The sequence below is a fragment of the Quatrionicoccus australiensis genome, assembly GCF_020510425.1.
In the GTDB taxonomy this organism is placed as follows: Bacteria; Pseudomonadota; Gammaproteobacteria; order Burkholderiales; family Rhodocyclaceae; genus Azonexus; species Azonexus australiensis_A.
Genome location: NZ_JAHBAH010000001.1, coordinates 1,978,179 through 1,989,881, shown reverse-complemented (window position 1 = coordinate 1,989,881; position 11,703 = coordinate 1,978,179). Strand labels below are relative to the sequence as shown.

11 protein-coding genes are annotated in these 11,703 nt (G+C 64.2%); 4 read left to right on the top strand and 7 right to left on the bottom strand.

The annotated features are described in order from the left end of the window. Positions 1 to 18: 18 nt before the first annotated feature. The 5 genes from KIG99_RS09535 to KIG99_RS09515 form a co-directional block, all read right to left on the bottom strand. Positions 19 to 780: an ABC transporter ATP-binding protein gene (locus KIG99_RS09535; protein ID WP_226441677.1), complete on the bottom strand. Its 762-nt coding sequence runs from the start codon at positions 778 to 780 to the stop codon at positions 19 to 21. Further along, complete coding sequence (locus KIG99_RS09530) at positions 780 to 2,537, bottom strand: branched-chain amino acid ABC transporter ATP-binding protein/permease (protein ID WP_226459949.1); 1,758 nt, start codon at positions 2,535 to 2,537, stop codon at positions 780 to 782. Before KIG99_RS09530 ends, KIG99_RS09535 begins: the two co-directional genes overlap by 1 nt. 112 nt (positions 2,538 to 2,649) lie before the next feature. After that, positions 2,650 to 3,690, bottom strand: coding sequence for a branched-chain amino acid ABC transporter permease (locus KIG99_RS09525; RefSeq protein ID WP_226459948.1), 1,041 nt, complete (start codon positions 3,688 to 3,690; stop codon positions 2,650 to 2,652). 97 nt (positions 3,691 to 3,787) lie between these two features. Then, a complete protein-coding gene (locus tag KIG99_RS09520; RefSeq protein ID WP_226459947.1) occupies positions 3,788 to 4,927 on the bottom strand; it encodes an ABC transporter substrate-binding protein in 1,140 nt (379 codons plus the stop codon). Positions 4,928 to 5,021: 94 nt separating this feature from the next. Next, positions 5,022 to 6,161, bottom strand: a complete 1,140-nt coding sequence (locus KIG99_RS09515) for an ABC transporter substrate-binding protein (protein ID WP_226459946.1) — start codon at positions 6,159 to 6,161, stop codon at positions 5,022 to 5,024. Positions 6,162 to 6,286: 125 nt separating this feature from the next. Here KIG99_RS09515 and KIG99_RS09510 point away from each other — a divergent pair, with 125 nt between their 5' ends. From KIG99_RS09510 to KIG99_RS09495, 4 genes are all read left to right on the top strand, one after another. Further along, a complete protein-coding gene (locus KIG99_RS09510) occupies positions 6,287 to 6,883 on the top strand; it encodes a riboflavin synthase (protein WP_226459945.1) in 597 nt (198 codons plus the stop codon). A gap of 231 nt (positions 6,884 to 7,114) precedes the next feature. Beyond that, positions 7,115 to 7,783, top strand: a complete 669-nt coding sequence (locus tag KIG99_RS09505; RefSeq protein WP_226459944.1) for an energy transducer TonB — start codon at positions 7,115 to 7,117, stop codon at positions 7,781 to 7,783. 13 nt (positions 7,784 to 7,796) lie between these two features. Further along, entirely contained in the window at positions 7,797 to 8,531 is a 735-nt protein-coding gene (locus KIG99_RS09500) for a MotA/TolQ/ExbB proton channel family protein (RefSeq protein ID WP_226459943.1), read from the top strand. A gap of 3 nt (positions 8,532 to 8,534) precedes the next feature. Then, a complete protein-coding gene (locus KIG99_RS09495) occupies positions 8,535 to 8,945 on the top strand; it encodes an ExbD/TolR family protein (protein ID WP_226459942.1) in 411 nt (136 codons plus the stop codon). A 9-nt stretch (positions 8,946 to 8,954) separates the two neighbouring features. Here KIG99_RS09495 and KIG99_RS09490 read toward each other — a convergent pair whose 3' ends face one another. Beyond that, positions 8,955 to 10,874 carry an ATP-binding protein gene (locus KIG99_RS09490; protein WP_226459941.1) on the bottom strand — a complete coding sequence of 640 codons (1,920 nt, stop codon included), beginning with the start codon at positions 10,872 to 10,874 and terminating at the stop codon, positions 8,955 to 8,957. Next, on the bottom strand, positions 10,871 to 11,698 hold the full coding sequence (locus KIG99_RS09485; RefSeq protein ID WP_226459940.1) for a phosphate/phosphite/phosphonate ABC transporter substrate-binding protein: 828 nt from the start codon (positions 11,696 to 11,698) through the stop codon (positions 10,871 to 10,873). Before KIG99_RS09485 ends, KIG99_RS09490 begins: the two co-directional genes overlap by 4 nt. Between the last annotated feature and the right edge of the window lie 5 nt (positions 11,699 to 11,703).

Below are 11,703 nucleotides of genomic sequence, written 5' to 3'. Positions count from 1 at the left end.
CGGTAAAAAAGGCCGTTTTTACTTTTGCTTGTGACCGAGGCCGAGATAGGCCTCGATGACGCGCGGATCGGCGGCCAGTTCGGCGCTCGGGCCGGACAGCGAGACTTCGCCGGTTTCCAGCACGTAGCCGTAATCGGCGATCTGCAGCGCGGCGCGCGCGTTCTGCTCGACGAGCAGGATGGCGACGCCGGTCTGCTTGAGTTCGGCGATGATGCGGAAGATTTCCTTGATGATCAGCGGTGCCAGGCCGAGGCTGGGTTCGTCGAGCATCAAGAGCTTGGGCTTGGCCATCAGGGCGCGGCCCATCGCCAGCATCTGGCGTTCGCCGCCGGACAACGTGCCGGCGAGCTGGGCGCGGCGTTCTTCGAGACGCGGGAAGAGCTCGAAGACCTCGTCCATGGTTTCCATCTGGTCGCGGTGGCCGGTGCGGTAGCGGTCGAAGGCGCCGAGCAGCAGGTTGTCCTCGACGCTCATCTCGGCGAACAGCTCGCGCTTTTCCGGAACCAGCGTCATGCCCTGGCGGACCAGGGTTTCGACTTCGCGCTCGCGGCCCTGGGCGTGGCCCATGTAGACGATCTCGCCATCGGCCGGCAAGAGGCCCATCAGCGAGGCGAGCAAGGTGGTCTTGCCGGCGCCGTTCGGGCCGATCACGGTGACGATCTCGCCGCGCCGGATGGTCAGATTCACTTCGTGCAGCGCCTCGACCTTGCCGTAGGCGACGCGCAGGTTCTTCACGTCGAGGATGACCTCGTGGTCGTGCAGGTGTGCGTGCTTGCTCATCATTCAACTCCGCCGAGATAGGCTTCGAGCACCTTCGGGTCGCGCTGGACCTCTTCCGGCTTGCCCTCGGCGATCTTCTCGCCGAATTCCATGACCACGACGCGATCGGCCAGGCCCATGACGAAATCCATGTCGTGTTCGACGAGCAGGATGCCCATGCCTTCGGCGCGCAGTTTCTTGAGCAGTTCGCCGAGCGCGACCTTTTCCTGGTAACGCAGGCCGGCGGCCGGTTCGTCGAGGAGCAGCAGGCAGGGATCGGAAGCAAGGGCGCGGGCGATTTCGACGATGCGCTGCTGGCCGAGGGCCAGGCTACCGGCCGCATCGAACATGTGGTCTTTGAGGCCGACCCGTTCGATCTGGCGGGCGGCTTCGGCGAGCAGGCCTTGTTCTTCGGCGCGGTCGAGGCGCAAGGCCGCGGCCAGCACGCCCTTGTTGCCGCGCAGATGGGCGCCGATCGCGACGTTTTCGAGCACGCTCATGTTGCCGAGCAGGCGCACGTGCTGGAAGGTGCGGCTCATGCCGCGCCGGGCGATGTCGCGCGCCAGCAGCTTGCCGGTCGACTCGCCGAGGAAGGCGATTTTGCCGGAAGTGGCCGGGCTGACCGCCGAGATGCAGTTGAACATCGTGCTCTTGCCAGCGCCGTTCGGGCCGATCAGCGCCATCACCTCGCCCGCCTGCACCGACAGCGACATGTTGTTGTTGGCGACCAGGCCGCCGAAACGCTTGGTGACTTCCTCGGCCGTCAGCAGCACGGTGCCGGCAGCGGTAGCCGCGCGTTTGGGCAGCATTTCCGCCTGCGGTACGGCGCGTTGCAGCGAACGTGTCGGCAGGCGGCGCAGGATGACCGGCCACAGGCCGTCGCGCGCTTTCTGCAGGATCAGCACCATGGCGACGCCGAACACGATGATCTCGAAATTGCCGCTCTGGCCGAGAATCTGCGGCAGCCAGTCCTGCAGCCACTGCTTGAGGATGGTGATCAGGCTGGCGCCGAGCACGGCGCCCCAGACGTGGCCGATGCCGCCGACGACGCCCATGAACAGGTATTCGATGCCCTGCGCAATGGCGAACGGCGTCGGATTGACGAAGCGCTGCAGGTGCGCGTACAGCCAGCCCGAGATGCTGGCGAGCAGCGCGGCGATCAGGAAGATGACGATCTTGGTGTGCGGCGTATTGACGCCCATCGCCTCGGCCATCACGCTGCCGCCCTTGAGGGCGCGAATGGCGCGGCCCTGGCGCGAATCGAGCAGGTTGCGCACGGCCAGGATGGCGAGCAACACGAACAGCCAGATCAGGTAGAAAAATTCGCGGCCCGATTTCATGTCCCAGCCGAACAGCGAAACGGCCGGGATGCCGGTGATGCCGGTATGGCCGCCGAGCAATTCGAGATTGCCGAACAGGAAATACAGGCTGATGCCCCAGGCGATGGTGCCGAGCGGCAGGTAATGGCCGCCCATGCGCAAGGTGATGAAGCCGAGCAGAAAGGCGACGCTGCCGGTCAGGACAAGACCGATGAACAGGGTCGCCCACGGCGAGAAACCGTAGCTCGTGGTCAGGTAGGCGGTGGTGTAGGCGCCGAGCCCGACGAAAGCGGCCTGGCCGAACGAGGTCAGGCCGCCGACCCCGGTCAGCAGCACGAGGCCGACGACGACGACGGCGTAGAGGCCGATGTAGTTGAGCAGCGTGACGTGGAATTCGGGCAGGACCTGCGGCGCAATGCCGAGCAGGACGACGAAAATGGCGAGTGGGAGGTGGCGCATCACTCGGTCGCCTCCGAAAGATTGTGCATGATTGAAAATTCTGTTTGTCGGCGACAAGCGCGTTGCGCCGTACTCGCATCCCCGCCAAGCGGGGCCCCTGCTCGGTGGCGCATCACTCTTCCTCCTCCTCGACATGCTTGGAGGTCAATGAGCGCCACAGCAGCACCGGGATGATCAGCGTGAACACGATGACTTCCTTGAAGGCGCTGGCGTAGAACGACGAGTAGGATTCGAGCAGGCCGACCAGGATGGCGCCGAGGGCGGCGACCGGATAGGAGGCGAGGCCGCCGATGATGGCGCCGACGAAGCCCTTGAGGCCGATCAGGAAGCCGGAATCGTAGTAGATGGTGGTGATCGGCGCGATCAGGATGCCGGAGAAAGCACCGATCGCGGCCGCCAGCGTCAGGCACAGCTTGCCGGCGAGGGCGGGCGGGATGCCCATCAGGCGGGCGCCGGTGCGGTTCATCGCGGTGGCGCGCAGCGCCTTGCCGTAGATGGTGCGCTCGAAGAAGAAATAGAGGCCGATGATCAGCGCCGCCGAGGCGACCACGACCAGCACGGTCTGTCCTTGCAGCGGCGCGCCGGCCAGCTCGAAGCTGATTTCGGTGAACGGCGGTGTACGCGAGCCTTCGGCGCCGAAGAAGAGCAGGCCGAGACCGATCAACGCAACGTGCACGGCGACCGAGACGATCAGCAGCACGAGTACCGAGGCACTGGCCAGCGGCTGGAAGGCGAGGCGGTAGATCATCGGGCCGAGCGGCACGACGAGCAGCATGGCAATCACCACCTGCAGCCAGAGCGGCAGCTCGGTCGGTGGGATCGCGAACAAGCCGGCAGCAGCGAGCAGCGGCAGGCCGACATTGAAGATGAGCAGCGGCGGCAGCTTGGCGTAGCGTTTTTCGCGCAGCAGCTGAAAGCCGTCGAGCACGGCGATGGTCGCACCCAGCCCGACCAGCAGCCAGATGGTGCCCGGCACCTTGCCGGCCTGCAGCGAGGCAAGAGTCAGCGCGCCGTAGGCGACGAATTCGCCCTGCGGAATGAAAATGACGCGGGTGACCGCGAAGACCAGCACCAGCGCAAGCGCCAGCAGGGCGTAGATGGCCCCGTTGGTGATGCCGTCCTGGCCGAGAAGAAGAAGGATTTGAAGGTCCATGGCTTACCGATGACTGCTTGCCGGCGCCGGCCAAAATGCACCGCCGGCCGTGGAATCACGGCCGGCGGCGGGATTGGGCCAGCGTGGAGCGGCTAGATTATTTGACCAGTTTCCAGGCGTTGTTTTCGATGGTGGCCATGACGCGGGCGCGCTGGTCATAACCCTGGTGGTCGTTGGGCGTCAGGTTGAAGATGCCGTGGGCAGCCGGCAGGTTCCTGGTGCCTTCGATGGCGTCGCGCAGGGCGCGGCGGAACTCGACGCTACCCGGCTTGGCCTTCTTGAGGGCGACCGGAATGGCGCTGCCGAGCAGCACGCCGGCGTCCCAGGCGTGACCGCCGAAGGAGCTGACGCTGCCCTTGCCGTAGGCGGCTTCGTACTTGTTCACGTATTCCAGGGCCGATTTCTTGACCGGATTGTCGTTCGGCAACTGGTTGGCGATGACCATCGGGCCGACCGGCAGGAAGGCGCCTTCGACATCCTTGCCGCCGACGCGCAGGAAGTCGTTGTTGGCGACACCGTGCGTTTGATAGATCAGGCCCTTGTAGCCCTTTTCCTTGAGCGCCTTCTGCGGCAGCACGGCCGGCGTGCCGGCGCCGCCGACCAGGATGGCATCCGGCTTTGCAGCCATGATCTTGAGGATCTGGCCGGTCACCGAGGTGTCGTTGCGCTGGTAGCGCTCGCTGGCGACGATCTTCAGCTTGCGGGCTTCGGCGATCTTGGCGAACTCCTTGTACCAGCCTTCGCCGTAGGCATCGGCAAAGCCGATGAAGGCGACCGTCTGCACATTCTTATCGGTCATGTGCTGGACGATGGCGGTCGCCATGTGCGCGTCGTTCTGGGCCGTCTTGAAGACCCACTGGCGCTTGGCATCCATCGGTTCGACGACGATTGCCGAGCCGGCCATGGAAATCATCGGTGTTTCGTTGTCGACCGCTACGTCCATCATGGCCAGCGAGTTCGGCGTCGTGCTCGAACCGATCACGACATCGACCTTGTTTTCGCTGATCAGCTTCTTGATGTTCTTGGCGGCGGCGGTCGGGTCGGTGGCGTCGTCGAGGATGATGTAATTCACCTTCTGGCCGCCGATACTGGCCGGCAGCAGGGCAATCGTGTTCTTTTCCGGGATGCCGAGCGAGGCAGCCGGGCCGGTGGCTGAAACGGAAACGCCGACATTGATGTCAGCGAAGGCGGCGGCAGAAAATGCAGCGAGAACAGCCAGAGCCAGCTTTTTGGACATGATTTGCTCCATGGACGGATGTCGAAAGGTCGAAATTTTAACACGGTAGCGGCCGGACTCCTGCCCGGCCGCGCCTTGGCGGGGATAGGCGTTGCTATTTCGCCAGCTTCCAGGCGCCGTCCTGGATGTTGACCATGACGCGGGCGCGCTGGTCGAAGCCGAGGTGGTCGGTCGGGCTCATGTTGAAGACGCCATGTGCGGCCGGCAGGTTCCTGGTCGCTTCCAGCGCATCGCGCAGCGCCAGGCGGAACTCGCGGCTGCCCGGCTGGGCCTTTTTCAGCGCCGCCGGGATGGCATTGCCGAGCAGCAGGCCGGCATCCCAGGCATAGCCGCCGAAGGCGCTGATGCTGCCCTTGCCATGCACGGCTTCGTACTTGCTGACATATTCGCTGGCGGCCTTCTTGACCGGATTGTCGGCCGGCAGTTGCGCCGCGACCAGTACCGGGCCGGTCGGCAGCACCGTGCCTTCGCAATCCTTGCCGCAGACGCGCAGGAAGTCGTTGTTGGCGACGCCGTGCGTCTGGTAGATCAGGCCCTTGAATCCCTTTTCCTTGAGCGACTTCTGCGGCAGCGCGGCCGGCGTGCCGGCGCCACCGATCAGGATCGCATCCGGTTTGGCGGCAAGCAGCTTGAGGACCTGGCCGGTGACGCTGGTGTCGGTGCGGTTGAAGCGCTCGTTGCCGACCAGCTTGAGCTTGCGCACCTCGGCCAGCTTCGAGAATTCGTTCCACCAGCCTTCGCCGTAGGCGTCGGAAAAGCCGATGTAGGCAACGCTCTTCACGTTGTTGCTGGTCATGTGCTCGATGATCGCCGTGGACATCTGTGCGTCGTTCTGCGGCGTCTTGAATACCCAGCGCCGCTTGTCGTCCATCGGCTCGACGATGCGTGCCGAGGCGGCGAGCGCGATCATCGGCGTTTCGTTTTCGGCGGCGACGTCGATCATGGCCAGCGCATTGGGCGTCGTCGTCGAACCGATCACGACATCGACCCGGCTCTCGCTAATCAGTTTCTTGGTGTTCTTGACCGCCGTGGTCGTGTCGGAAGCATCGTCGAGCACGATGTAATTGATCTTCTGGCCGGCGATGGTTTTCGGCAGCAGCTCGATGGTGTTCTTTTCCGGAATGCCGAGCGAGGCGGCCGGCCCGGTCGCCGACAGGGTCACGCCGACATTGATGTCGGCCAGGGCGTTGGCGGCAAGTGCGGCGAGCAGTGTGGCGAGCAATTTTTGCTTCATTTTGTCTCCCTATGGTGAATTTATTCTGTAAAGGTGAAAACAGTATGCCCTGCCGGCTTTTCCCGCAAGTCGCCAGCGCCATGCCTCATGCTAAAGTCGGCGTTTTCTGCACAACAGGTTCTGCCATGTTCTCTGGAATCATCGCGGCGGTTGGCCGCATCACCCATCTGACGCCGCGCGAAGTCGGCTACCGCCTGACCGTCGACGCCGGCAAGCTCGACCTCGGCGAAGTCCAGTTCGGCGACTCGATCGCCCACAACGGCGTCTGCCTGACCGTGGTTGCCCGCGAAGGCAATCAGTTCATGGTCGATGTCTCGCCCGAGACGCTGTCCTGTACCGTCGGCCTCGACGCGCCCGGCCCGGTCAACCTGGAAAAAGCCCTGCGTTTGAACGATGTCATCGGCGGCCACCTGGTTTCCGGTCACGTCGACGGCGTCGGCGAAGTGCTGCGCTTCGACCCGGTCGGCGATAACCGCCTGCTCGAAATCCGCGCCCCGAAAGACATCGCCAAGTTCATTGCACGCAAGGGCTCGATCACCGTCAATGGCACCAGCCTGACGACCAATGACGTGAATGGCACTGACTTCACCATCAACCTGATCCCGCACACGCTGGAAAACACCACGCTGCAGTACCTGCAGGCGGGCAGCCGGGTCAATCTCGAGATCGACCTGCTCGCCCGCTACTGCGAGCGCCTGCTCAGCGCCGACAAGGCGGACTGAGGCAAGGTGGCCGGTCTTCCGCGCGCCAGCGGTCGACCGGCAAAAAAGCGCATTTTTCCCGGCCAGCGGCGAGCCGATCCGAGTTTTTCTACGGATTTGCCGGGGTGCGCCGGCCCGCTGTTTTCTGCGACAATTTGCCACACCCGTTGCTTGGCTTCGACCCCTTAGAATCGGCCTGCCCCGGATCCCGGCCTGGCCGGGTTTTGTTCATTTCACCGATTGCCCGCTACCGTGACTGCCGTTTCGCTGCCCCCGCTGGATCGTTCCGAAGTCAAGGCGACGCCCGGCGAACGCCTGATCAACGGGCTGGTCGTGCTGGCGCTGCATCTGCTGCTGCTCTACGCGGCGCTTTATGTCTCGGTGAAGAACGAACTGGTCGAGTTGCCGACCAGCATCAGCGTCCGCCTCCTGCCCATGCTCGAGGAACGCAAGCCCGATCTGCCGGCCCGCCCCTTGCCGCCGCCACCGAAGGCGGTGCCGCAGGTGCACAAGCCGGTGCAGGCGGCGCCGGTCCTTGCTGTCGAAACGCCGATGGCAGCGCCGGCGACCTTTGTTGTCGCGCCACAGCCACCGGCCCCGCCCGCGCCGCCGGTGATTGCGCCGCCGGCGCCGGTTGCCGTTGTCGCAGCCCGTTTCGATGCCGATTACCTGCATAATCCGAAGCCGGTGTATCCGGCAATTTCGCGGCGCAATGGCGAAGAGGGCAAGGTTTTGTTGAAGGTCCGGGTCAGCCCGCAAGGCGCGGCGCTGGATGTGGCGGTGTCGCGTTCCAGCGGTTTCAGCCGTCTGGACACGGCGGCGCTCGATGCCGTGACGCGCTGGCGCTTCGTGCCGGCCCGGCGCGGCGACGAAGCAGTTGAATCCTCGGTGATCGTGCCGGTCACCTTCGCGCTAGAGTAAGGAAAGGAAAAGCATGGAATCGCAAATGGGCCTGGCCCACTTCTGGGGGCAGGGCGATCTGGTCACCCACACCACGGCAGTCATTCTGGCGCTGTTGTCGCTGGCCTCCTGGTCGGTGATCGTCAGCAAGCTGATGTCCTTGTGGCGGGCTTCGCGGCTGCAGGAGCGGGCGCTGAGCGGGTTCTGGAATGCCGATTCCCTGCCCGAGGCACTCGAAGGTTTGCGCCGCGACGATGTCTCCGGTGTGTTTTCCGGTCTGGCGCTGACTGGCGCGCATGCCGCCCAGGCGCACCAGCAGAATGCGGCGCGCGGCATCGGCGCCGGCGTCAATGCCAGCGAGTTCGTGACGCGGGCGATGCGCTCGCACATCGTCAATACCCAGGCCCGCAACGAGCGTGGCCTGACCTTTCTCGCTTCAGTCGGCTCGACTGCTCCCTTCATCGGCCTGTTCGGTACGGTGTGGGGCATCTACCACGCGCTGGTCAGCCTGTCCGGCGCGACGCAGGTGGTACTCGACAAGGTCGCCGGGCCGGTTGGCGAGGCGCTGATCATGACCGCCGCCGGCCTGTTTGTCGCGATTCCGGCGGTGCTCGCCTACAACGCGTTCACCCGCGCCAATCGCCTGGTCGCGGTGCAACTCGACGGCTTCGCGCACGACCTGCATGCCTACCTGACGACCGGCGTGCGCGTTGGCGGCAATGCCAACCTGGTCAGTCTCGACGCCGCGCGCGGCAACCGGCAGGGCTGAGCCATGGCATTCGGCAGCTTCGACGAGAGCAGCAGTGGCCAGCCGATGGCCGAGATCAACACGACGCCGCTGGTCGACGTGATGCTCGTCCTGCTCGTCATCTTCATCATCACCGCGCCGCTCTTTCACCAGGCGGTGCCGATCGACCTGCCGCAGGTCAGCGCGACCAAGCTGGAAGACAAGCCGGTCGTCATCCAGCTGGCGATCGATGCCGACGGCAATATTTTCTGGGATGGCGCGGCCATGGCGCGGGCCGATCTCGATGCCCGCTTCGCCGAAGCCAGTGCGCGCCAGCCGGAACTGCACCTGCGCGCCGATCGCGGCGTGCGCTACGAAAAGGTGGCTGACGTGATGGCCGCGGCGCAGCGCGCCCACATCGTCAAGATTGCATTTCTGACCGATCCGGCGCGTTGACCGCTGGGATCAGGCTTGCGCCTGATCGTCGGGGCTGCAGTGGCGGTGGATGACTTCCAGCATGTTATCGGCGCGGAAGGGCTTGGCGATGAAATCGTCCATGCCGGCGGCCAGGCAGTTGTCGCGGTCGGCGCTCATGGCATTGGCGGTGAGTGCGATGATCGGCAGGCGCGGCCGGCCGGATTCGCTTTCCCGCACGCGTAGCTGGCGGGTCGCTTCGAGGCCGTCCATGTTGGGCATCTGCATGTCCATCAGGACCAGGTCGAACTGCTCGGCCGCACAGGCGGCCAGTGCCTGTAGTCCATCTTCGGCAAGGATGACTTCACACCCGAATTTTGCGAGCAATTTCTTGCCGAGGATCTGGTTGACCGGTGTGTCTTCGACGAGAAGGATTTTTTTGCCGGCCAGGCTGTGGTTCGGCAACGATGTGATCGTCGGAGTGCTGGCCGCGGTGTGTGGCGTTTCGGTCAGCCGGCAGCAGATCGAAAAGTGGAAAGTGCTGCCCTGGCCGGGCTGGCTGACGACATCGATTTCGCCGCCGAGCAGCTTGACCAGGCGGCTGACAATCGCCAGGCCGAGGCCGGTGCCGCCGTACTTGCGCGTGGTTGAGCTCTCCGCCTGGGAAAACGGGGCAAAGATCATTTCCTGCTTGTTGCCCGGAATGCCGATGCCGGTGTCGACGACGGAAAAGTGCAGTTCCAGCGCGTCGACCGTTGCCAGCGGTTCAGCCCGAACCTTGATGCTGACACTGCCGTGCTCGGTGAATTTCAGGGCGTTGCCAACCAGATTGCTCAGTATTTGCCGCAAGCGCACCGGGTCGCTGACGACCTGTCCGGGCAGCGTGTTGTCGGCCTGCCAGCCAAGCGACAGACCTTTTTCGCTGGCCTGGGCCGAGTAGATTCCGACCATGCTGTCGAGCATTTCAGTCAGGTTGAGCGAGACCGCTTCGACGCCAAGCTGGCCGGCATCGATCTTGGAGAAATCGAGGATGTCGTTGAGCACGCGCAGCAGGCTTTCGCCCGACAGCTTGACCCAGGTCAGGTATTCGCGCTGCTCGGCGGTCAACTCGGTGGATAGGGCCAAATCGGTCATGCCGAGAATGCCGTTCATCGGTGTGCGGATTTCGTGGCTGACGGTGGCCAGGAAAGCGGTTTTTTCGCGGGCACCGGCTTCGGCGGCCTGGGCCAGGCGCTTTTCCTCGTCGCGCGCTTCGGTCAGCTCGCGAATCCGTTCGGCGATGGCGCGCGACATCGCATTGAAGGTCGCACCCAGGCGCCCGACCTCGTCATTGCCTTCCGGCACCGGCGGCGGCGTCAGGTTGCCGGCGGCGACTGCCCGGCTGGCCAGGGTCAGCGCACTCAGGTGGCGGGTCAGGAAATAACCGAGCAGGGCCATCAGTCCTGCCGAGAGAATGATTTCGAGCAGCGCGATGCCGACTCCCTGCTTGAACAGCTGGCCGTGTGCCTGGATGATCTGTTTGAGACTGAGGCCGAAATGCAGGATGGCGAGTTTCTGGCCATAGGCGTCGACCGGAATCATCACGTCATAGCGTGGCGACGCCTTTTCGTTGTCGAAGAGACGGAATTCCTGGTCCGGCAGCGGCAGGTCCTGATCGGCCGGCCAGCCACTGCTGGCCAGGCGTTTGCCGCTGATATCGGTGACGGCAACGTAGTCGATGCCATCGACTGCCGAACTCTCGTCGAGTACGGCCTGCACGGTCGCGTAATCGCGCTGGGCGAGCGGCGCGACGATGGCGGCGATCAGCACCGGCGCGATCTGCTCGGCATGTACCTTGGCCTGGGTGCCCATGTTGTCGGTGAGCAGGCGCAGGCTGTTGGCGACTAGCAGCGTCAGCATCAGCGCTTCGACGGCAATGGCCACGAGCAGCAGTTTTCCCCGAACCGTATGCAGGGGGAGGAAATGCATCATTTGCCCTTGAGAATCTGCCGGGTTTCCGCCGCGTAGGGTTCCATCGCTTCGAGTTCTTTCGGACGCAGCTTGCGATAGCCTTCCAGCTTGTTCTGCTCAAAATATTTGCGGCCCTCTTCCGAGTCGGCGAATGACCACAAGGCCGCTTCGACCTTGGCTTGCTGACCGCTCTGCCGCTTGTTGAGCAGATAGACGCGGCCGGCCATGGCCTCGCTTTCGGCCACGATGCGCAGCGCCTCCTGCTGCTCGGCCGGAAGTTTCTGGAAGTTGGCCAGCGAGGTGAAGGCCAGCGCGGCATCGCCGGCCAGCACCTGGCGGCTGACGCTGTCGGCCGCCGACACGTAACGCACGGTCAACTCCTTGATGTTGTTGCTTTTCAGCCAGCGCACGCCCCACAGTGAAACCAGCGAGGTGGGTGACAGGGCGAGCACGGTTGCACCGTTAAGATCGCTCGGCTTGCGGTACTTGTTGTCCTTTGCCACCAGGGCGACGGCCTTGAAATCGGCCTTGTAGGTGAGCAGCGGCAGATAGCCGGCGTCGGTCTGGTAGAGACGCGCCTGGTGACCGGTCGTGACGGCAATGTCGTATTCCTGGTTCAACGCACGGCGCCCGAATTCCGTGAAGTCGGGTGCGGTCTGGATGTCGACCGGCTGACCCAGGGTGCGCTCGAGATGGTGGCGTAGCGGCTGGTACATTTCGAGAATTACCCGGGCGCTGGTGTGCGGTGCAATGCCGACCTTGAAGGTGTTGCCCTGGGCATGGGCGGTGGAAGTAAATAGGCTGGCTGAGAGCAGGAGCAGCCCGAATATTTTCTTGGTATGCATGGTGA